Source organism: Nocardioides furvisabuli, from assembly GCF_021083185.1.
Classification (GTDB): Bacteria; Actinomycetota; Actinomycetes; order Propionibacteriales; family Nocardioidaceae; genus Nocardioides; species Nocardioides furvisabuli.
Genome location: NZ_JAIGQB010000002.1, coordinates 129,000 through 149,393 on the forward strand (window position 1 = coordinate 129,000; position 20,394 = coordinate 149,393).

General features: G+C 72.2%; 23 protein-coding genes. 9 read left to right on the forward strand and 14 right to left on the reverse strand.

Annotated features, from left to right (window positions below; all coding sequences use genetic code 11):
* Window positions 1-39: 39 nt before the first annotated feature.
* The gene (locus tag K4G59_RS03790) at window positions 40-1,488 is read right to left on the reverse strand and encodes an APC family permease (RefSeq protein WP_231249417.1); all 1,449 of its coding nucleotides are present in this window, start codon (window positions 1,486-1,488) and stop codon (window positions 40-42) included.
* A gap of 169 nt (window positions 1,489-1,657) precedes the next feature.
* Here K4G59_RS03790 and K4G59_RS03795 point away from each other — a divergent pair, with 169 nt between their 5' ends.
* Entirely contained in the window at window positions 1,658-2,854 is a 1,197-nt protein-coding gene (locus K4G59_RS03795) for a pyrophosphate--fructose-6-phosphate 1-phosphotransferase (RefSeq protein WP_231249418.1), read from the forward strand.
* 11 nt (window positions 2,855-2,865) lie between these two features.
* Here K4G59_RS03795 and K4G59_RS03800 read toward each other — a convergent pair whose 3' ends face one another.
* A complete protein-coding gene (locus tag K4G59_RS03800; protein ID WP_231249420.1) occupies window positions 2,866-4,104 on the reverse strand; it encodes an MFS transporter in 1,239 nt (412 codons plus the stop codon).
* Window positions 4,105-4,164: 60 nt separating this feature from the next.
* Here K4G59_RS03800 and K4G59_RS03805 point away from each other — a divergent pair, with 60 nt between their 5' ends.
* Together K4G59_RS03805 and glpK are read left to right on the forward strand one after the other, a co-directional pair.
* A complete protein-coding gene (locus tag K4G59_RS03805) occupies window positions 4,165-5,010 on the forward strand; it encodes a DUF1028 domain-containing protein (RefSeq protein ID WP_231249421.1) in 846 nt (281 codons plus the stop codon).
* Window positions 5,007-6,476 carry a glycerol kinase GlpK gene (gene glpK / locus K4G59_RS03810; protein WP_231249423.1) on the forward strand — a complete coding sequence of 490 codons (1,470 nt, stop codon included), beginning with the start codon at window positions 5,007-5,009 and terminating at the stop codon, window positions 6,474-6,476. The genes K4G59_RS03805 and glpK overlap by 4 nt, the downstream gene beginning before the upstream one ends.
* Window positions 6,477-6,489: 13 nt before the next feature.
* Here glpK and K4G59_RS03815 read toward each other — a convergent pair whose 3' ends face one another.
* From K4G59_RS03815 to K4G59_RS03825, 3 genes are read right to left on the reverse strand one after another with little or no spacing between them, the layout of a single operon-like run.
* The gene (locus K4G59_RS03815) at window positions 6,490-7,395 is read right to left on the reverse strand and encodes a hypothetical protein (protein ID WP_231249425.1); all 906 of its coding nucleotides are present in this window, start codon (window positions 7,393-7,395) and stop codon (window positions 6,490-6,492) included.
* A gap of 9 nt (window positions 7,396-7,404) precedes the next feature.
* A complete protein-coding gene (locus K4G59_RS03820; protein ID WP_231249427.1) occupies window positions 7,405-7,860 on the reverse strand; it encodes a GNAT family N-acetyltransferase in 456 nt (151 codons plus the stop codon).
* Complete coding sequence (locus K4G59_RS03825) at window positions 7,857-8,759, reverse strand: arylamine N-acetyltransferase family protein (protein WP_231249428.1); 903 nt, start codon at window positions 8,757-8,759, stop codon at window positions 7,857-7,859. The genes K4G59_RS03820 and K4G59_RS03825 overlap by 4 nt, the downstream gene beginning before the upstream one ends.
* 159 nt (window positions 8,760-8,918) lie before the next feature.
* Between K4G59_RS03825 and K4G59_RS19835 the strand changes: the two genes are divergently transcribed.
* Complete coding sequence (locus K4G59_RS19835; RefSeq protein ID WP_269209626.1) at window positions 8,919-9,044, forward strand: hypothetical protein; 126 nt, start codon at window positions 8,919-8,921, stop codon at window positions 9,042-9,044.
* Window positions 9,045-9,065: 21 nt separating this feature from the next.
* Here K4G59_RS19835 and K4G59_RS03830 read toward each other — a convergent pair whose 3' ends face one another.
* From K4G59_RS03830 to K4G59_RS03850, 5 genes are read right to left on the reverse strand one after another with little or no spacing between them, the layout of a single operon-like run.
* Window positions 9,066-9,713 carry a response regulator gene (locus tag K4G59_RS03830; protein ID WP_207081875.1) on the reverse strand — a complete coding sequence of 216 codons (648 nt, stop codon included), beginning with the start codon at window positions 9,711-9,713 and terminating at the stop codon, window positions 9,066-9,068.
* Window positions 9,714-9,749: 36 nt separating this feature from the next.
* Entirely contained in the window at window positions 9,750-10,256 is a 507-nt protein-coding gene (locus K4G59_RS03835; RefSeq protein WP_231249430.1) for a flavin reductase family protein, read from the reverse strand.
* A 4-nt stretch (window positions 10,257-10,260) separates the two neighbouring features.
* On the reverse strand, window positions 10,261-11,397 hold the full coding sequence (gene macS, locus K4G59_RS03840) for a MacS family sensor histidine kinase (protein ID WP_231249431.1): 1,137 nt from the start codon (window positions 11,395-11,397) through the stop codon (window positions 10,261-10,263).
* A 14-nt stretch (window positions 11,398-11,411) separates the two neighbouring features.
* Window positions 11,412-12,164 (reverse strand): lysophospholipid acyltransferase family protein, encoded by a 753-nt coding sequence (locus tag K4G59_RS03845; protein ID WP_231249433.1) that lies wholly within the window; start codon window positions 12,162-12,164, stop codon window positions 11,412-11,414.
* Window positions 12,165-12,173: 9 nt separating this feature from the next.
* Window positions 12,174-12,986 (reverse strand): alpha/beta hydrolase, encoded by an 813-nt coding sequence (locus K4G59_RS03850; RefSeq protein WP_231249435.1) that lies wholly within the window; start codon window positions 12,984-12,986, stop codon window positions 12,174-12,176.
* Between the two features lie 83 nt (window positions 12,987-13,069).
* Between K4G59_RS03850 and K4G59_RS20355 the strand changes: the two genes are divergently transcribed.
* Both K4G59_RS20355 and K4G59_RS20360 read left to right on the forward strand, forming a co-directional pair.
* Window positions 13,070-13,543, forward strand: a complete 474-nt coding sequence (locus K4G59_RS20355; RefSeq protein WP_231249437.1) for a hypothetical protein — start codon at window positions 13,070-13,072, stop codon at window positions 13,541-13,543.
* Window positions 13,544-13,617: 74 nt separating this feature from the next.
* Window positions 13,618-14,853 (forward strand): ornithine cyclodeaminase family domain, encoded by a 1,236-nt coding sequence (locus tag K4G59_RS20360; RefSeq protein WP_231249439.1) that lies wholly within the window; start codon window positions 13,618-13,620, stop codon window positions 14,851-14,853.
* Here K4G59_RS20360 and K4G59_RS03865 read toward each other — a convergent pair.
* Window positions 14,838-15,797, reverse strand: coding sequence for an ROK family protein (locus K4G59_RS03865; RefSeq protein WP_231249441.1), 960 nt, complete (start codon window positions 15,795-15,797; stop codon window positions 14,838-14,840). The genes K4G59_RS20360 and K4G59_RS03865 overlap by 16 nt on opposite strands.
* A gap of 162 nt (window positions 15,798-15,959) precedes the next feature.
* On the opposite strand from K4G59_RS03865, the gene K4G59_RS03870 reads away from it, so the two are divergent.
* Both K4G59_RS03870 and K4G59_RS03875 read left to right on the forward strand, forming a co-directional pair.
* Window positions 15,960-16,400: a TadE/TadG family type IV pilus assembly protein gene (locus K4G59_RS03870; protein WP_231249443.1), complete on the forward strand. Its 441-nt coding sequence runs from the start codon at window positions 15,960-15,962 to the stop codon at window positions 16,398-16,400.
* A complete protein-coding gene (locus K4G59_RS03875) occupies window positions 16,397-17,587 on the forward strand; it encodes a pilus assembly protein TadG-related protein (protein WP_231249445.1) in 1,191 nt (396 codons plus the stop codon). The genes K4G59_RS03870 and K4G59_RS03875 overlap by 4 nt, the downstream gene beginning before the upstream one ends.
* 9 nt (window positions 17,588-17,596) lie before the next feature.
* Here the strand turns inward: K4G59_RS03875 and K4G59_RS03880 are convergent, their stop codons facing one another.
* Genes K4G59_RS03880 through K4G59_RS03890 form a run of 3 tightly spaced genes read right to left on the reverse strand, consistent with a single transcriptional unit; the run spans window position 17,597 to window position 19,631 of the window.
* Window positions 17,597-18,010 carry a hypothetical protein gene (locus K4G59_RS03880; protein ID WP_231249446.1) on the reverse strand — a complete coding sequence of 138 codons (414 nt, stop codon included), beginning with the start codon at window positions 18,008-18,010 and terminating at the stop codon, window positions 17,597-17,599.
* Complete coding sequence (locus K4G59_RS03885) at window positions 18,007-19,179, reverse strand: ArsA family ATPase (protein WP_231249448.1); 1,173 nt, start codon at window positions 19,177-19,179, stop codon at window positions 18,007-18,009. Before K4G59_RS03885 ends, K4G59_RS03880 begins: the two co-directional genes overlap by 4 nt.
* Window positions 19,180-19,193: 14 nt before the next feature.
* Window positions 19,194-19,631 carry an SRPBCC family protein gene (locus K4G59_RS03890; RefSeq protein WP_231249450.1) on the reverse strand — a complete coding sequence of 146 codons (438 nt, stop codon included), beginning with the start codon at window positions 19,629-19,631 and terminating at the stop codon, window positions 19,194-19,196.
* Between the two features lie 102 nt (window positions 19,632-19,733).
* Here K4G59_RS03890 and K4G59_RS03895 point away from each other — a divergent pair, with 102 nt between their 5' ends.
* Window positions 19,734-20,387 carry a methyltransferase family protein gene (locus K4G59_RS03895; RefSeq protein ID WP_231249451.1) on the forward strand — a complete coding sequence of 218 codons (654 nt, stop codon included), beginning with the start codon at window positions 19,734-19,736 and terminating at the stop codon, window positions 20,385-20,387.
* Window positions 20,388-20,394 lie beyond the last annotated feature (7 nt).

Below are 20,394 nucleotides of genomic sequence, written 5' to 3' on the forward strand. Positions count from 1 at the left end.
GTACGGGCACAGGACCCGACGGTGTCGCGGCGAACCGGCTCATTCCTCGAGGTGGTCGATGTCGCGGAAGCCGGTCTTCTTCGCCCGCACACCGCGGTTGGTCGCCCACGTGAGCGCCCAGAGCACGACGCCGATCGCGAGCAGGCCCGCGGCGATCCGGTACTGGACCATGTCGGCCTCGAGACGCGCCCACGGGCCGAGGAGGTAGGCGCAGCACAGCGCGCCGACCACGGGGAGCGCCGACGGCGCCCGGAACGCCCCGTCCGGCGTGGGGTCGCGCCGGAGGATGAGGCAGGCGACGTTGACGATGGTGAAGACCGCGAGCAGCAGCAGGGCCGTGGTGCCGGACAGCGCGGCCACGACCGACGACTCGGAGTCGAGGGTGACCACGCTGATGAGCCCCAGCGCGAGGAGCGTGGTGAAGAGGATCGCCGTCCACGGCGAGCGGCGGCCCGGCAGGACCTTGCCCAACGAGCGCGGGAGCACGTCCTGGCGGGCCATGCCGTAGATCAGCCGGCTGGCCATCAGCATGTTGATGAGCGCGGTGTTGGCGACCGCGAAGACGGTGAGGAACGGGAAGATCGTGTCGATGGGCAGGTTCGGTGCGCCCACCTTGACCACGTCGAGCAGGATCCCCGCCTCCGCGTTGGTGGGCTCGGCGATCTGGCCGGGCGGGATCACGGCGACGACCGAGATCGCGACGAGCATGTAGATCACCACCGCGATGCCGAGGCCGGTGAACATCGTGCGCGGGAAGATGCGCAGCGGGTCCTTGGTCTCCTCGACCATGTTGACCGAGTCCTCGAAGCCGACCATCGAGAAGAACGCGATGGCGGTCGCGACGGTGACCGCCATGAAGAGCCCCTTGTCGTCCGGGCTCTCGAAGACCGTGACGCGGCTCAGGTCCCCGTCGCCGGAGGCGATGACGACGATCCCGATCCCGATCACGATGGCGAGCGCGACCATCTCGACCAGCGTCAGCACCACGTTGAACTTCACGCTCTCGCCGACGCCGCGGAGGTTGACGGCGGCCAGCACGACCATGAAGAGCAGGGCGGTCGCGAGCACGGCGCCGGAGCTCGGGTCGTCGTTGCCGAAGCCGATGAGCAGGTTGGCCGCCAGCAGGTTCGAGGACGTCGAGGCGCTGGTGATCCCCGAGCAGACCACGGTGAAGGCGACCAGGAAGGTGATGAAGTGGATGCCGAAGGCCTTGTGGGCATACAGCGCGGCACCCGCGGCCTGGGGGTACTTGGTCACCAGCTCGAGGTAGCTGAACGCGGTGACCGTGGCGACTGCGAAGGCGACCAGGAACGGCAACCAGGCGATGCCCCCGACCTGGCCGGCGAGCCGGCCCGTGACGGCGTACACGCCGGCGCCGAGGATGTCGCCGACGATGAAGAGCAGGAGCAGCCTGGGCCCCAGGACCCGCTTGAGGTCGGAGCCCCCGGGCTCGTCGACGTCGTGCTGGCTGGCCTGCGTCGTACTCATCGAGACTCCCCCTGGTCGGTCCGTGCCACGACACGGTGAGAGCACACCATGTCGCGACGGTGCGGGACGGAGCAACCACCGAGCGGGTGGACGTACGTCGTGTCGCGCAGGCCCGAAGCGGCCCGTGGACGGGCTTCCACACTTGGATCGATCAAACTACTGTGCTCACATGCCGAAGCGTGTTGCGCTCCTGACGGCCGGTGGCTACGCCCCGTGCCTGTCCTCCGCCGTGGGTGCCCTGATCGAGACCTACGACGCCACCGACCCCGACATCGAGCTCATCGCCTACAAGCACGGCTATCACGGCCTGCTCACCGGCACCAGCGTCGTGATCGGGCCCGAGGAACGGGCCGGCGCCGCCCTGCTGCACCGCTACGGCGGCAGCCCGATCGGCAACAGCCGCGTCAAGCTCACCAACGACGACGACTGCCGCAGGCGCGGCCTGATCGGCGAGGCCGAGACCGCCCTGCAGGTCGCGGCCGAGCGCCTGCAGGCCGACGGCGTCGACGTGCTGCACACGATCGGCGGCGACGACACCAACACCGCGGCGGCCGACCTGGCGGCGTACCTGCGCGAGCAGGGCTCCGAGCTCACCGTCGTGGGCCTTCCCAAGACCATCGACAACGACATCGTCCCGATCCGGCAGAGCCTGGGCGCCCAGTCCGCGGCCGAGCAGGCCTCGCGCTTCGCGCAGAACGTGCTCGCCGAGCACGGCTCGAACCCGCGGATGCTCATCGTGCACGAGGTGATGGGGCGCGCGAGCGGCTGGCTCACCGCGGCCGCCGCACGCGACTACATGGCGTGGCACGCCGAGCAGGAGTGGCTGCCCGGCATCGGCCTCGACGCCCGCACGTGGGCGATCCACGCGGTCTACGTCCCCGAGCGCGGCATCGACCTCGCGGCCGAGGCGACCCGCCTGCGTGCGGTGATGGACGAGATCGGTTGCGTCAACATCTTCCTGGCCGAGGGCGCGGGGATCGACGACATCGTCGCCGACCTCGAGGCCTCCGGTGAGACCGTGGGGCGCGACCCCTTCGGCCACGTCAAGATCGACACCATCAACCCCGGTCGCTACTTCGCCGAGCGCTTCTCCCGGGAGATCGGCGCCGAGAAGCACATGGTGCAGAAGTCCGGCTACTTCTCCCGCTCGGCGCCGGCCAACGAGACCGACCTCGCGCTCATCCGCGAGATGGCCGAGCTGGCCGTCACCTGCGCCCTCGAGGGCCGCCCCGGCGTGATCGGGCACGACGAGGACCGCGGTGACGAGCTCCGCTCCATCGAGTTCGAGCGGATCGCCGGGCACAAGCCGTTCGACGACTCGCAGGAGTGGTTCGCCGAGCTGCTGGCGGGCACCGGTCAGGCCTGAGGGCGGGCCGCTCAGGCCTGGGGTGCCTCCACGCGCTGGGTGACCCGCAGCCCCGCCGCGGGCAGCACCCGCGGGAGCGTCTGGAGGTACGCCGCACTGGCGAGGGCGATGAGCGCCAGCACCGACCACAACGTGGTCGGGCCGTGGGCGAGCAGCCAGGTGAACGAGACCGGCGCCACAGCGCCGCCGAGGCCCCAGCCGAGCTGGAAGAGGCCGAGGTACCGACCGCGGAGGTGGTCGGGCGCGGCCTCGGCCGCGGTGGCGCTGAAGACCGGGCCACCGGTGAGCTCGCCGAAGGTGTAGACCACGGCCCCGACCAGGATCACCACCACGCCGAGCCACACCGGCAGCCACCCGGCCACGACGAAGAGCACGTAGCTGGCGACGAAGACGAGCTGCGCCAGGCCCATCATCCGGGCGCGTACCCGCCCGGTCATGCGGCGTACGACGAGTCCCTGGCCGAGCCCGACGAGCGCGGTGTTCAGGGTGAAGATCGCACCCACCACCCAGCCGGGCAGGTCGATGGTCTCGGCGGCGTAGACCGGCAGGGCGAAGTTGAGCACCATCATCCCGGCGACGAAGCCGAGCTGGCCGAGCACGAGGCGGAGGTAGGCCCGGTCGCGCAGCACGACGCCCCAGCCCTCGACGGGCGCGTCGTGCGCCCGCGCGACGCGGTGGTCGGGCACGTCGAGCAGGAGCACGAAGGCCACGACGAACGTCAGGGCGTTGAGCACCACCACCGACTGGTAGGCCAGGTCCGTGCCGATCTGCAGGGCGACCCCGGCCAGCACGCCGCCGACCGAGTAGCCGAGGTTGCGGACCGCCTGGAGGAAGCCGAACCACATCTCGCGCTCCCCCGGCGCCGAGATGGCGGTGACGACGTTGCCGAACGACCCCCAGAAGGCCTGGCGGCCGATGTTGAGCAGGGTCGTCCACAAGGCGACCACCAGCAGCGAGTCGGCCCAGAGGTAGGCCAGCATGCCGACCGCCTGGACGAGGTTTCCCGCGAGCATCATCCGACGTGGACCGAGGTGGTCGACGAGGCTGCCGATGACGAAGGCACCCGGCATCGTGAGCAGCGCCGACAGCGACAGCGCCGACCCGATCTGCACCAGTGACAGGTCGGTCATCGCGAGGAAGTAGAGCAACGTCATCGGCATGAACAACCCGCTGCCGACGGTGTCGGCGACGATCGCCGTGACGAACCTGCGGTGCTCGCCCACGCGGGGGAAGCCGAGACGGGTCAGCACGGGTCCATCCTCGCCCACAGGAGCCGCTACGGACGCGCTGGGTCCGGCTATGTTTCGGCTATGACCTTCTCGATCGTGGCCCGGTCCGACGACGGCGAGTCCTGGGGCGTCGCCGTGGCCTCCAAGTTCCTGGCCGTGGGCTCCGCGGTGCCGGCAGCGGCCGCAGGAGTCGGCGCCATCGCCACCCAGGCCGACGCCAACATCGCCTACAAGTACCTCGCCCTCGCGCACCTCGACGAGGGGGCCACCGCGCAGGTCGCCCTCGACCGGCTGCTCGAGGAGGACGGAAACCGCGAGCACCGGCAGGTCGGCGTCGTCGATTCCGACGGCAACGCGGCGACGTGGACCGGCTCGGAGTGCTTCGCGTGGGCCGGCGGGACCACCGGTCGCAGCGGCGAGCGCGGTGGCTACGCCATCCAGGGCAACATCCTCACCGGGCCCGAGGTGGTCGAGGCGGTGGAGCGCGCCTGGCTCGCCTCGGCCGACCACCCGCTCGAGCGGCGCCTGCTCGAGGCGCTCGCCGCCGGCGACGACGCCGGCGGCGACAGCCGCGGGCGACAGTCGGCGGCACTGCTCGTCGTGCGCGACGGGGCGGGCTACGGCGGTCACGACGACGTCGCGGTCGACCTGCGCGTCGACGACCACACCGATCCCGTCACCGAGCTGGCCCGGCTCGTCGACCTCAACGAGCTCTACCTGACCGCGTCGACCCCCGAGGAGCAGGTGCCGGTCGACGACGCGCTGATGATCGAGCTCGAGGCGCTGGCCAAGGCCGACGGCAAGGACAGCTTCCACATGTGGGTCGGGTCGCAGAACCACGAGATGCGTGTCGGCCCCGGCGCGCGCCCGGAGTGGATCGACCGGCGGATCCTGGCGATCATCCGCGGCGAGGAGGACGCCGTATGAGCGTGTTGGCGATCGACGCGGGCACCACGGGAGTCACCGCCGTGGTCGTCACCTCCGACGGTCGGATCCAGGCCAAGGGCTACCAGGAGTTCCGCCAGCACTTCCCCCAGCCGGGGTGGGTCGAGCACTCGGCCGAGGAGATCTGGCAGGCCACCCTGGAGGCCACCCGGGAGGTGCTCGGCAAGGTCGACGGCTCCGAGCTCACCGCGGTCGGCATCACCAACCAGCGCGAGACGATCGTGCTCTGGGACCGCGAGACGCTCGGTTCCCCGCGCCGCGCCATCGTCTGGCAGGACCGGCGCACGGCCTCGATCTGCGACCGGCTGCGCGACGAGGGCCACGAGGACCGCGTCGCGGAGCTCACCGGCCTCCGTCTCGACCCCTACTTCTCCGGCACCAAGCTGATGTGGCTCGCCGAGAACGAGCCCCACACCTGGGCGCTCGTGCAGTCGGGCCGGTACGCCGTCGGCACGGTGGACTCCTACCTCATCGCCCGGATGACGCGCGGCACCTGGCACGTCACCGACGTCTCCAACGCCTGCCGGACCCTGCTCTTCGACCTCGAGGCGGGCGACTGGTCCGAGGAGCTGTGCGGCCTCTTCGGCGTGCCGCGCGACGCGCTGCCCGACCTGGTCCCCAACTGGGGAGAGGTCGCGCCCACCGACCCGAAGTCCTTCCTCGGCCTGTCGCTGCCGATCGCGGGCATCGCCGGCGACCAGCAGTCGGCGCTCTTCGGCCAGACCTGCTTCGACGACGGCGAGTCCAAGTGCACCTACGGCACCGGCTCCTTCATCCTCACCAACACCGGCTCCTCGGTCGTGCGCAGCGACGCGGGGCTCCTGTCGACCGCCGCCTGGCGCTCCCCCGAGGGTGAGATGACGTACGCCCTCGAGGGCGCGATCTTCGTGACCGGGTCGGCGGTGCAGTGGCTGCGTGACGGCCTGCAGATCGTCGGCAACGCAGCCGAGACCGCCGCGATCGCGCAGACCGTCGACGACACCGACGGCGTGGTGTTCGTGCCGGCGCTGACGGGCCTCGGCGCCCCCCACTGGGACCCGCACGCGCGCGGCATGATCATCGGCATCACGCGCGGGACCACCCGCGCCCACCTCGTGCGCGCCACGCTCGAGGCCATCGCCTTCGAGGTGCGGGACGTGCTGGAGACCCTGCCGGAGCTCACCACGCTGCGCGTCGACGGCGGTGCGGCTGCCAACGACCTGCTCTGCCAGTTCCAGGCCGACCAGGTCGGTCGGGCGGTCGAGCGACCGGAGATCGTGGAGACCACCGCCCTGGGCGCGGCCTTCCTCGCCGGGCTGGGCACGGGAGTGTGGGGCTCGACGGACGACCTGCGTGACACGTGGGCGCTCGACCGGCGCTTCGAGCCCGGTGGCGACCGCGAGGCGCTCGACGCGTCGTACGCCCTGTGGAGCCGGGCCGTCGAGCGCGCGAAGGGCTGGGCGGAGTAGCCGAGGACGATCGCTACAGGCGCTCGCGCGCCGCCCGCGCGGCGTCCACCTCGTCCGTCGCCGCGTCGACGGCCTCCTGGGCCTCCTCCTGCAGCGCCTGCGCCTCGTCGAGCTCGTCGTCGACCTCCTCGACCTCGGCCTCGAGCTCGGCCATCCGGGCGCGCAGCTCGTCGATCTCCGCCTGGAGCTGCAGGGTCCGGGCCCGCAGCTTCTCGACCGCGCGACGCGTCGAGCGGTGCTCCTTCTCCGCCTCCCCCAACGCCGCGCGCGCCTCGGCGACGCGCGCGTCGGCGGCCGCCCGCGCCTTCTTGTCGGCGTCCGGGTCGGGCACGACGTGCAGCTGGGGCCGGCGCGCGGGGTCCGGCGGGGCCGCGGGTCGGGCGGTGGCGCTGAAGCCGAGGGCCTCCGGCACGGCGACCGCACCGCCCAGGTCGAGGTCGCCGAGACCCGTGGCGGAGATGGCCGTGACGAGCAGCCCGCTGCGCACCGCCTTCGCCGCGTCGGGCTCCAGCATGGCGGCGGTCAGCGTCGCCTCGACCTGGTCGGCCACCGTCTGGGTGGTCTTCACGCCCTCCTCCCGCGCCATCCGCCGCGCGGTGGTGGTCACCGATGCGGTCAGCTGGCGACGCTGCTTCGTGAATTCCTTCAGCTGCGCGGCGTCGAGGTTGTCCTGGGCGTCACGCAGGGCCACGCCGACGGCGAGCACCTGGTCGACCTGGTCGGGATCGCGGCGGACCAGCAGGTTCACCACCCAGGCCGCGACCGAGGCCTTCCGCAGGCCCCTGACCGCCGCAGCGAGCTCCTTGTCGGCCTTGTGCTCCTTGGCCAGGGCGTCGCGCGCGGGAGTGAAGTCGGCGAGCGGGAGCGCGTAGAGGTCGTCGGCGATCTCCAGCAGCGGGTCGTGCCTGGTCTCCGGCATGGCTCGATCCTAGGGAGCGGCGTACTCGAGCTCGGTGGGGAAGGGTGGCCACGGGCACTCCTGCCTCGCGCCGCTCGGCCGCCACCCGCACGACTCGTAGAGCGCCCGCGCCCGGCCGTTGTCCGCCAGCACCCACAGCCGGCGGGCACCGGCGGCCTCGGCCCGGGCGAAGCCCTCGCGCCCCAGGCCACTGCCCCAGTGGTCCGGCCGGACGGCCAGGTGGCGCAGGCTGGTGCCGTCGTGCGCCGCCAGGGCGATGAGCCCGGCGTCGCCCTCGACCACCTCGACGACGACCTCCGGGTCGTCGAGGAGCAGCACCCATCGCACCAGCACGTCGTCGTCGGGGTAGGGCAGGTCGCCGAAGACGTGGGCGAGCCCGGCGCGGCTCGCCACGCGCTCGAGGTCGCGCAGCGCGACCACGTCGTCGGAGGTCGCCCGGCGCCACTGCACGGAGGACGGGGTCACGGGCGGCCCGCCTCGTCCCACGCGCGGTGTGACGCCAGCGCGTGCGCCCACAGGCCGGACCACTCCTCCGAGGTCACGTCGGCCACGGGCAGCAGGAGGTCGTCGACCAGCGCGCCGCGCCAGTCGTCGTACGTCGTCAGGTCGCGCGCCTCACGACCCGTCGGGGTCGTCACGTGGTGCACGAGGTTGCGCACGGCCCGCTGCACACCCCGCTCGATGCGCTGCACCACGACGAAGCGACGGAAGGGCGACTCGTCGGCCGTGGTCAACCAGCGGTGCGACTCGGCGACGGCGTGCTCGGAGTGGTCGCGCGACGTCACCACGACGCCGCGCAGGATCCCGTCCGGGAAGTGGTGGTAGGTCCACGCAGCAGGACCGGTGGGACGCCCGGCGGCCTGAGCGCCGAAGCCGGCGCCGATGCGGAAGGTCCAGCCGTCCACCTCGTGCTCGCCCCGCACGAGGGGCAGCGGCTCGGCGAAGCCCTCGCCCAGACCGGCGTCGGCCCACCAGTGACCACCGGGATTGCCGGTCGCCGGCAGCCCCGACACGACCAGCACGAGGTGGTTGAGACGCGTGCCGAGCTCGTCCTCGGGCCGCGTCCAGACGTGGCCGTGCCGGCGACTCACTGCGAACCCCAGCGCCGTCAGCAGCGTCTCCAGTGCGGCGTTCTGCTGGAAGCAGTAGCCGACGCGCGCCCCGGACGCCGCCCTCATGGCGGCCGAAGCCGGATCGGCCGGGTCGGGCCGGTCGAGCATCGTGGAGAGGTTGTCGTAGGGGATCCGGGCGACGTGCGCACGGTGCAGCTCCTGCAGCCCGGCCAGCCCCACCGCCGGGGGGGCGTCCAGGCCGATCCGGGCGAGGTAGCGCTCGACGAGGTCCTCCGGTGCCGTGCCGTCCATGTCGTCCTCCCCCGCGCCGCCGTACGCCTGCCGCCGCAACCTACCCGCAGAGTCGCACCGACCCGGGGCGTACCCCATATCGGGGTTGAGCCACTTCTGCGCCGGTGTTCAGGTGGAGACAGTCCCCGGATCAGGGGTCGCGGTAGGGGGTGAAGACAGATGCGCCGACTCGTTCTCTCGTGCCTGGCCACACTGCTCACGGTGCTGGGCCTGAGTGCTGCCAGCTCGGAGGCGAGCTCCGAGGCGAGCGCGCCGCTGCCGGTAGCGAGCGCCGGCGTCGGCTGACACCGTCCAGACGGCCCGGCGTCAGGCCGGGCCCTCGTCTAGGCCGTGCTCGATGGCCCAGCGGGTGAGCTGGACGCGGTTGTTCATCTGCAGCTTGCGCAGCGTGTTCTGGACGTGGTTCTGCACGGTGCGGTGCGAGAGCACCAGCCGTGCGGCGATCTGCTTGTAGCTCATGCCGGTGGCGACCATCTTGAGGATCTCGGTCTCGCGCTCGGTGAGCTGGTCGCGCGGGTCGTCGGCCGGACCGTCGGCGATGCGGCGGAACTCCCCGAGGACCAGGCCGGCGAGGCCGGGAGTGAAGACGGTGTCGCCGTCGGCAACACGGGTGACGGCGTCGATGAGCTCGGCGCTGGACGCAGACTTCACCAGGTAGCCGGTGGCACCGGCCTTGATCGCCTCCAGGACGTCGGCCTGCTCGCCGCTCGCCGAGAGGATCAGCACCCGCGCGGTCGGGTCGTGCTCGAGCATCATGCTCGTGACCTGCACCCCGCTGTGGTCCGGCAGCTGGAGGTCGAGCACGACGACCTGCGGCGCGGACGCCGGGAAGCGCGCCATCGCCTCGCGGCCGTTGGAGGCCACCGCCACGACATCGTGGCCGGCGGCCTGCAGGTCGCGCTCGACGGCATCGCGCCACATCGGGTGGTCGTCGACCACCATCACCCTCACCATGGCTCCCCCTCCGGCATCGGGACGATCGTAGACCTCCTACTCGGGAGGGACGTAACGTCCTCGCCGGTGGACGAGCGGATCGGCATCGTCGCCGACCACGACCTCGCGCAGCACGCAGGTCACCAGCCGCGACCACCCGACCGCGACGTCCTGCTCGACCTCCACCGTGGCCCAGGTGGTCGCGTGCGCCAGGCGCGGACCGTGGTCGGTCCACTCCCAGCCCGTCGTCCGCCACGGGCCCCCGGGCGCCGGCGCCGTGCCCGCGAACACGTCGGCCAGGTCGCGGTCCGGCCAGCCGAGCAGCTGGACGACCCCGCGCCCGGTGCCGAGCAGCGCGTCGGTGAGATCGGCGTCAGGGTCGAGCAGGCCGAGCACCCGACCCGGCTCACCACCCGCCACCAGCCACGACGAGACCGTCAGCCCGGCCCGGTCGTCGTCGGAGGTGCCGGCCGTCCAGAGCGAGACCGCTGCGCCGATCCGCCCGCGCAGGCGGCGTACGGGGTCGTCGGGGGTCGGGAAGGGATGGCCCGGGTGGATGGTCACCCGTTCACGCTAGCGGGACCGTCAGCTCCCACTCGGTGCCCCACGACCCGCTCTGGACCGTCGCGGTGCCGCCGAGCTCCTCGATGCGGCCCGTGATCGACGACACCACGCCGAGCCGTCCTTCCACCGCCGCCTGCCCGAGGCGGCCCGGGGTGATGCCGGGGCCGTCGTCACGCACCGACACCGTGATCTCGTCACGACCCGCCTGCGCCAGCACCCAGGCGCTCGCGCCGTCGCCAGCGTGCGCCGCGACGTTGTCGAGGCAGGCGCGCACGGCCGCGACGGTCTCGGAGACCACGTGCGCGTCGACGAGCACCGCACCTCCCGGTGTGGCGACCTCGACCCGCACCGGGTGCGCCGTCGCCATCGCCTCCAACGCCCCGGCCAGGTCGACCCGACCGCCCGCGACCTGCGGCACCGTGTCCTGCTGGCGGATGAGCGAGCGCAGGCTCCGCTCCTGCTCCCCCGCGAGCCTGCCGAGCTCGGCCCACTCTCCTCCGGCCGCCGCCCCGCGCCGCTGCGTCATCGCCAGCACCTGGAGCACCCCGTCGTGCACCGCTCGCGCCAGCCGGGTGCGCTCCTCCGCGGCCGCCGCCGCGCGCTCGGCGGCGTCGCGCTCGCGTGCCATCCGCTGGAGCGAGGCGCACATGAAGCCGACGATCGGCCCGCCGATGAGGATCAGGAAGACGTTGCCGTAGTTGCCCTGGTCGACCTCCGAGCGCGGCAGCAGGTCGGCTGCCGCGATGAGGACGGCGGCGACCAGGCCACCGCGCCAGTGCCAGTGGATGGCCCAGGCGAGCAGGGCGCCCATCACCCAGAACCCGGGGATGGTGGCGTTGAAGTCGGGCGACTTCACCCACGGCGTCACCGCCATCGCCGCCAGCACGATGGCGAGGTCGACGAGCAGCAGGGCAGGCGTACGCCGCGCACGGTCGTGGTAGAGCCAGATGGCGGCGCCGGTCCAGACGACGAGCGCGACCACGATCGCCAGGGCCACGGTGGGGTGGTCGAAGTTGTCGCGGCGGTAGGCGTTGAGGCCGACCATGTTCAGCGTGACCACCACGCGCACCAGCGCGAGCGCCGCGTAGAGCCGGTCCTCGACGGCGAAGGCCGAGTCGGTCCGCGGCTGGGCTGCCGGCAACCCTCCGTGGGCGCTCAGGACGCCTTCTGCTCCGGCCCGCTGCCGGCCTTGTCACGCTCGGCCTGCTCGGCGGCAGCCTTGCGGGCCTTCTCCTTGTCGAGCTCCTTGGCCTTGCTGGCGTAGAGGTCGACGTACTCCTGACCCGAGAGCCGCATGATCTCGTACATGATCTCGTCGGTGATCGAACGCAGGATGTAGCGGTCGTTCTCCATCCCTGCGTAGCGCGAGAAGTCGAGCGGCTTGCCGAACCGCACCACCGGACGCGTCCACGACCCGTAGACCTTGCCCGCCGGCGCGACGACGTCGGTGCCGACGACCGCGCACGGGATCACCGGTGCGCCGGTCTCGAGCGCGAGCCGGGCGACGCCGGTCTTGCCACGGTAGAGCTTGCCGTCGTGCGAGCGGGTGCCCTCGGGGTAGATCCCGAAGAGGTCGCCCTCGGCGAGGATCTTCATCGCCGACCTCATGGCGCCCTCGGCTGCGTTGGCGCCGGAGCGGTCGATCGGCACCTGGCCGGCGCCGGAGAAGAACTTCTTCTGGAACCAGCCCTTGACGCCGGGCGAGGTGAAGTACTCCGCCTTGGCCACGAAGGTGACGCGCCGGTTGAGCGTGAGCGGCATGAACAGCCAGTCGGCGTACGACAGGTGGTTGCTGGCGAGGATCGCCGGACCCTCCTCCGGCACGTGGTCGACGCCGAAGGCCTTGGGCCGGAAGACGAGTCGCAGCACCGGCCCGAGGGCGATCCACTTCAGGAACCAATAGAGCACGTGCCGAGACTATCCCTGCTGCTCGGCGGTGACCCGCTCGATGAACTCCGCCGACTCCGCGAAGATCCGCGGGGCGTCGTTGTCGAGGGTGGCGACGTGATAGCTGTCCTGGAGCACGCGCTCCTCGAAGTCCTTCGAGGACAGGCCGGCGTTGAGCGCACGCGAGGACGAGATGTCCACGACGTGGTCCTGGGCCGAGCGGAAGAACAGCACCGGGATGGTGATCCGGGGCAGGTCGCGACGCAGCTCGGCGTAGCCGGCGAACATCGACGCGGCCGCCTTCAGGGGCGTCGTGGGGTAGCCGTGCTCGTCCGCTCCGGGCTTCTTGATGTCGTTGGCGATCCCGGGGAAGCCGGGCACGAGGTGCTTGAGCACCGGCAACAGCTTGACGTCCTTGCGGAGCGTGTCGACGGCGGCATTGACGATCACGATCCCGGCGAGCCGGTCGCCGTGGTCGGCCGCCAGGCGCAGGCACAGCGCACCACCCATGGACAACCCGACGGCGACCACCGCGTCGTTCTCCGCCGCAAGCTTGTCGAGCGCGCCCTCGACAGTGGCGACCCAGTCCGCCCACGTCACCTTGTTGAGGTCCTGCCAGCGCGTCCCGTGCCCCGGCAGCAACGGCATCTCCACCGCGTAGCCGCGGGCGGCGAGGTCCTCGGCCCAGGGCCGCATGGAGACCGGGTTGCCGGTGAAGCCGTGCTGCACCAGCACGCCGATGCGGCGCCCGCCGGTGAGCTCGGGCCTGGCGGCGCGGGACATCGGAGCGACCAGTGCGGGGTCGAGGGGCGCCTCCTGGGCGCTACGGAAGGGGATCCTCACGCGCACAGTGTGCACCACTTCCGACCAGGTTCGCGGTGCGAAACCACCCGAGTGTCCCTCCGGGGTGCGGGTACCGTGGCAGCGTGACCACGCCAGGCGACGAGAGCCGCACCGACCTGGTGTGGCGCGAGATCGTCGACAACTACGGCGAGCGCGTCGTCCTGCCCGACGACGACGCGTCCGGGTCCTCGTCCGCCGGCCCCTCCCCGGCCCCCGACACCGAGGCACCGGGCGGCGCCGATGCCGACGCACCTCTCCCGGACGACCTCGTCGACGACGACGAGGTCGAGGCCCGCGAGCAGGCCGTCGCCGAGGCAGAGCGCTTCCGCCCTCCAGCCCCGCCGCCCTTCCCGGTCCCCCGGACCTGGCAACGCGGGCTGGCCTGGGCAGGCGTCTTCGTCGCCCCCCTCCTCGCCCTGGTGGTCGCGCTGTTCTCGCTGTGGGTGACGCCCCTGGTCGGCTGGGCACTCGTGGGGTGGTTCGTCGGCGGGTTCGCCTACCTCGTCCACGAGATGCCGCGCGGGCGCGACCCGTGGGACGACGGCTCGCGCGTCTGAGCACTCGCCGCCCAGGTGGAGCAGCCCACCGGCGGACGGTCACGCAGGAGCGGACCGGGAGTAGGGTCACGACAGTGGGGGCGAAGGAGACGGTGGAGGTCACGGGCCACCTCATGGACACCGGCATCCTGTCGCGGATCCTCGACGACATCCGCGACTACGGCGGCGACTACGTCCTCGACCAGTTCGAGGTCGGTCACGAGGCCCACGACCCCAGCAGCGCCCGCATCACCGTCGAGGCCGACGACGACGAGTCGCTCCAGCGCCTCCTGATGCGCCTGCAGACCCGTGGGGTCAACCCGATGAGCCTCGCCGAGGCGTCGACGCGCCCGGCCGAGCGTGACGGGGTGCTGCCCGACGGCTTCTACGCCACCACGAACCTCGACACGCGCGTGCACATCGACGGAGCGTGGCACGACGTCGAGAACCCCGAGATGGACTGCGGGCTCGTCGTGGACTCCTCGACACCGGGGCTGCGGGTCCGCACCGTCCCGATGACAGACGTGCGCACCGGCATGCGTGTCGTCGTCGGCACAGCCGGGATCCGGGTGGCGGTGCCGAGCCGCGACGAGGTGGCCGACTCGTTCGCCACCGTGGGGGCCGAGCTCGCGGGCGAGCGCCCGCAGGCTGTGCTGGTGCGCCAGGTCGCCGACGGCATGCGGCAGACGCGGGCCGACGGCAAGCGGCTGCTGTGGGTCGTCGGACCGGGGGTGGTCAACACCGGGGCCGTCCCGGCGCTGGTCGCCCTCGTCCGGGCCGGCTTCGTCGACGTGCTCTTCGCCGGCAACGGACTCGCCACGCGCGACATCGAGCAAGCGCTGTACGGCACGAGCATCGGCGTCGAGGTGTCCACCCAGGGCGGCGATCACGGACACGAGCACCGCGTGCGGGCCCTCAACACCATCCGCAAGGCAGGCTCGATCGCTGCGGCGGTGGACGAGGGCACCGTGACGAGCGGGATCATGCACGCACTGGTCACGGGCCGGAAGCCGTTCGTGCTCGTCGGCTCGGTGCGCGACGACGCCCCGCTGCCCGACGTCCACACCGACGTGGTCGCCGGCCAGCGCGCGATGCGGGCCGAGATCCGCGACGTGGGCTACTGCCTGATGATGGCCGCGCAGCTGCACGCGGTAGCCACGGCCAACATCCTGCCGGCATCGGTCCCGCTCGTGTGCGTCGACCTCGACCCGGCGACCGTCACCCGGATCGTCGACCACGGCACCAGCCGCGGCCGCGGCATCGTCACCGACGTCGGCCTCTTCCTCGAACAGCTCGCGCTCGAGCTCGTGGCGGGCTACCCGCGCGGCTGAGACCGGGCCACCAGCAGCGCCGCGCCGACCATCCCCGCCTCGGGCCCGAGACGGGCGGCGACGAGGGCGGGGACACTGCGGTGCGCGGCGCCCACGAGCGTACGCCGCAGCGCTGCCCGGGCCGGGTCCAGCAGCTTGGCGCCGGCCGCCGACACGCCGCCGCCGATCACGACCACCTCGGGGTCGAGCGCGGCGACGAGGTTCGCCGCGCCCACCCCGAGCCAGTCCCCCACTGAGGCGAACGCCCGCCGCGCGACCAGGTCGCCCTCCTCGGCCGCCGCGGTGACCATCGGTCCCGTCACGCGGTCCGGGTGGCCCCCGCTCATGTCGGACAGCACCGATGGCTGCTCGGCCATGAGCGCGCGGGCGTTGCGGACGAGTGCGTTGCCGGACGAGTACTGCTCCCAGCACCCTCGACGTCCGCACTCGCAGGGCTGGCCGTCCGGGACGACCTGCATGTGCCCGAACTCGCCGGCCATGCCGTTGGCGCCGCGGAGCACCTCCCCGCCGACGAGCACGGCCCCGCCGATGCCGGTGCCCATGGTGATCATCAGCGCCGACGATGCTCCCCCGGCCGCGCCGTGGTGGGCCTCGGCGCGGGCCGCGCAGTTGGCGTCGTTGTCGAGCCGCACCGGGCAGCCCAGACGTGCCTCCAGCAGGTCGCGCAGCGGCTCCCCCTGCCACGGCAGGTGCGGGGCGAACATGACCCGCTCCCCGCGGGAGTCCACGAAGCCGGCGGCGGCGACCCCCAGTCCCGCGAGCGGGCTCCCACCCGCCGCGTCGAGGACCGCCGCGACGAGCGCGTCCTCGACCTGGCCGGCGACCACCCGTCGCCCCGGCGTCGTACGCCGAGCGGCGCGGGACACCGTGCCGTCGGCACCGACCACGCCGGCCAGCACCTTGGTGCCTCCGATGTCCACCCCGACGACCACGCCCTCGCTCATGCCGCTCATCCTCGCGCACCCGCTCCATGGGCCGATCGGGTCATTGGTCTAGTCACTTCTGACCATCTTCCGTCATGAGACCCCCCGAGTGCCGTCAATCCAGCGACAGCCGGACCACCGGCTCGTACGGTGACAGACGGACAGTTCCGCGGAAGGGGACCCATGCGCAGGCGCACACACACGCACGGACGCACCGAGCGAGGTGCCTCCGCGGTGGAGTTCGCGCTCGTGGTGATCCCCCTCCTCATGGTGATCGCGGGCATCGTCAACTTCGGGCTCGTCTTCGCCCAGCAGCTCGCCCTCGACAACTCGGTGCGCGCCGGAGCGCGGGCGGGCGTGGTCGACACCGGCAACAACCCGGTGACCGTGGCCACCGCCCAGTGGAACTCGACCGCGATCGCGAAGTCGCAGACCAGCGCCTTCGCGGTGACCTATCCCTCGGGTGTCGGCTCGACCTGCAAGGGCAGCGCCTTCGGCCAGAACATGGTGGTGCGCGCCACCGTCGCCTCGAAGTTCCTCATCCCGTGGCCGCTGCCCGGCTCCGTCGTGCCGAAGACCGTGACCCTCTCCAGTCAGGCGGAGTTCCAGTGCGAGTACCAGTGATCGATCCGCGTCGTGACGACCAGGGGGCCGTCGCGGTCCTCGTCGGCATCCTGGCCGTCTTCCTGATCGGCCTGTCGGCCTTCACCGTCGACCTCGGTGCGGCCTACGTCAGCAACCGAAACCTGCAGAAGGCGGCCGACGCGGGCGCGCTCGCCGGCGCGCAGGCGCTCACGCAGTTCCCGGGTTCGTGCGACGCGATCCGCTCGAACTCCGTCGCGGTGGCCGCCGCGCGCGCCGCTGCCGTGAAGGTCGCGAAGGCCAACTACCCCGACGCCAGCTGGACCGAGGACGCCACCGCCTGGAAGGTGACCTGCGACCCCAAGCTGAAGGTCGTCAACGTCACCTTCGCCAACTCCGGCACGACCAAGGCCAGCTTCGCCGGGGTCTTCGGCGGCGCGAAGACCGTGACGACCAAGCGTGGTTCCCAGGCGACGGTCGACGTGGCTCCGGGCGCCGGTGACAACGTGCGACCGCTCGCCCTCTGCTCCGCGGCCGTCGGCAACAGCACTCCCGGGACCTTCGTCCAGATCTTCTACCCCGGCAACGGCACCATGTCGCCGTCCCAGTGCCCCAAGCCGAAGAGCCCCGGCAACTGGTGGACCCTCGACTGCCCCGAGGAGCGCGGCGGCGCCACCACGCTGCTCGAGCAGCAGATCAAGGACGGCTGCCAGGACCGCGTCACCGTGATCCCCGGGCAGGCGAACGCCAACACCCCGGGCTCCCTCACCGTGGTGCTCGAGGACGCCTGCCCCAACGCGCCCTCGGGCTCGGAGACCTGCATGAGCGGTGACCCGGGCAACCTCGACGCCGGCCACATCGCCGACTCGTGGAAGTACCTCGTCGACACCCAGAAGATCAGCATCTTCCCGGTCTTCTGCGTCGCACCCCAGTGCAGCGAGGACACCACCTCAGGGTCCGGCACCAACACGGTCTTCCCGGTCTACAAGCTCGTCTCCGCCGTCGTGTGCGGCTATCACTTCAGCGCCAAGGAGAAGCACCACTCCACCACGGGGCTGTGCGCGGGCAACCCCTACCTCGCCGGCCTCGACCCCATTGGCCTGAACTCCAACAACTACCTGGTGATCAAGTACCTCTCGACGCGCACCAGCGGTTCGAACGCCGAGTCCGAGTGCGCGCTGGGCGCATCGTGCGACGGCGGCCTGCGCCGCACCCGCCTCACCGGCTGAGCGACCCCGTCACGACGGGTCGCCCGAGGTCTCGGGCCACCCGTCGTCGAGGTCGATGTGCTCGACGCCGTTGCCGGAGCCGTGCTCGGTCTCGGTGGCGTGCTGCTCGACGGTGGCCAGGAGCGCGGCGCCGGCCTGTACCAGCGACGCGATCGCGGCCGACAGGTGCGAGGTCACCTCGGGCCCGAGCTGGCGAGCAGCATGGACAGTGCGACACAGCGGGCACACGGTGCACTCGGCGGAACCGGTGGCGAGGTGGTCGTTGAGGTCGTGGGCCGACTCGGCCGCGTGCGCCGCCAGGCCGGACAGCTGTTCACCCGCGTCGCCGGCGTGCTCGCGCGCCCACCCGGAGAGGGCGCCGAGGAGCTTGGCGGCCTCCTCGCCCAACGACCCGACCTCATGGGGGTCCCCCGGCTCACTCACGTGGTCTCCTCGTCGACGAACCTGACCTGGAGCTCCCCGTCCCGCACCCGCGCCCCCGCCACGCGGAGCCGCGCCAGCCCGGAGGGCAGCGTCAGCAGGCGACGATACGACGAGACCGAGACGACCAGCTCGTCGCCCTTGCGCGCGAGGCGTACGTCGTCCCGGCTCGCCAGCGGCAGGGGCAGCGCCAGGACGCGCCCGCCGGCCTCCTGGCGTACGTCCAGGGGTGGGCGTCGGGCCGACCTCGACAGCGGGTCGTCGCCTCCGTAGACGGCCGAGGCCAGGTCGAGCAGCTCCTCGTGCCCGACCGGTTCGACGTCGCGATAGACCGACGTGCGCAGGTCGAGCCCGGCGAACGAGTCCGCGGCGTCGGCCAGCACGCGCTCCTGCGCCTCGACCCACGTCGTGCGCCAGGGGTCGGCCCCGCCCGCGGGGAAGACGCGGTTCACGACGGCCGCGTCGACGGTGTAGCCGAAGAGGGTGAGGAAGGTGTAGGCACGACGGGCCTCGGCGAGCACGACCGACTCCGGGGTCAGCACGAGGCGCACCGACGCGTCGCGGCCGGTCAGCAGCGTGCGTACGTCGTCGAGCTCGGCGTGCAGGCGCTCGATGGCGTCGAAGACCGAGTCGCCGGGCATCGGGACGCCGGCCGCACGCGTCAGCACCGGCTTGAGGGCCTTCACCACCCGGCGCTCCACGGGCAGCACCCGCGCCATGTACCAGCCGAGCGCCTCGGGCAGCGCGAGCAGGCGCAGCGTCTCCGCCGTCGGGGCGCAGTCCACGACCAGGACGTCCCACTCCCCCGTCCGCGCCTGCGCCCGGACCTCGAGCAGGGCCAGCACCTCCTCGGCCCCGGGGATGACGGTGAGCTCCTCCGCGGCGACGGGATCGACGCCGGCCACGTCGAGCACGCTCAGCAGGTAACCCTGGATGTCGCGCCACGAGCGCTCGAAGCGCTCCTGGGCGTCGACGTGCTGCACCCACAGGTTGGGTGCGGCCTCCGTCGGCTCACCCGTGGCGGTGACGTCGAGCGCGTCGGCCAGCGAGTGGGCAGCGTCGGTGGACAGCACCAGCGTGCGGTGGCCGGCGGCCGCGCTGCGGCAGGCCGTGGCCGCGGCGAGCGTCGACTTGCCGACACCGCCCTTGCCGGTGAAGAGGAGGATCCGCACGCCGGACCCGGGCGTCAGAGGGACTCGACGCGCTTCTTGAGGCCCTTCAGCGCGGTGTCGATGAGGATCTTCTCGCCCTTGCGCTTGAGCATGCCGATCAGCGGGATGCTCACGTCGAGGGCGAGCCGGTAGGTCACCTCGGTGCTGCCGTCGCCCCGGTCCGCGAGCGTGTAGGCGCCGTCGAGGGCCTTGAGCATGCTGCCCTCGACCAGGGTCCACGTGACCTCTCGGTCGGCGTCCCAGTCGTAGGCGAGGGTGTACTCGTCCTTGATGGGCGAGACGTCGAGGGAGAAGTAGACCTGCTCGGCACGGCCGTCGGTCCCGGCCTCGGTCACCTCGGCCACCTGCACGCCCTTGGCCCACTCGGGGTAGGACTCGAAGTCGGCGATGACGGCCATGACGTCGGCCGGAGGAGCATCGATCGTGATCGACGAGGAGGTCTGTTCGGCCATGCGGTGAACCTATCGCGCGGCGGGCTGGGGCGAAACGTCCCCTCACCGCGTCGGAGCGCACTAACCTCCGTCTGGTCGTTCCCGCCCAGAGAGGTAGACACTGTGAGCACCACCGAGCCTGTGCGGCGAACAGATCCCGGACGCATCCTCGCGGTCGTGCTCTTCACCTGCCTCCTCCTCCTCAACGCCGCACACCTGGCGCAGGACGACCTGCTGACCTCACCGCTGTCGACGGTGGTCACGGTGCTGACGATGGCGTTCTACGTCCTCTTGGTGTGGGCCTACCTCCGGCGCACGCCGACCGACCGCACCGACCGCCGCTGGACGTCGTGGGTCGTGGCCTTCGCCGGCACCGCCGCACCCTTCGCGATCCCCCTCGTCTCCGACGGTCTGGTCGCCAGCACGCTGCGGGAGTCCCTCGCGGCGGTCGTGCTCGGGGTGGGCCTGGCCGCGATGCTGTGGGCGCTGGGTGCCCTCGGCACCAACATCAGCGTGGTCCCGCAGGCCCGTGAGGTGGTCACCCACGGTCCCTACGCCCGCGTCCGTCACCCCCTCTACGCCGCGGAGCTGCTGAACGTCGTCGGCCTGTGCCTCGGTCACGCCGGCCCGTGGCCGTGGGTCGTGCTCGTGGCACTGGTCGTCCTGCAGGTCACGCGGGCGCGCCGCGAGGAGGCGCTGCTGGCCGCGGAGCTGCCCGGCTATGCGGAGTACCGGAGCCGCACCCCTATGCTCGTGCCCGCACTCGGCCGCAGCTAGGAGGTCC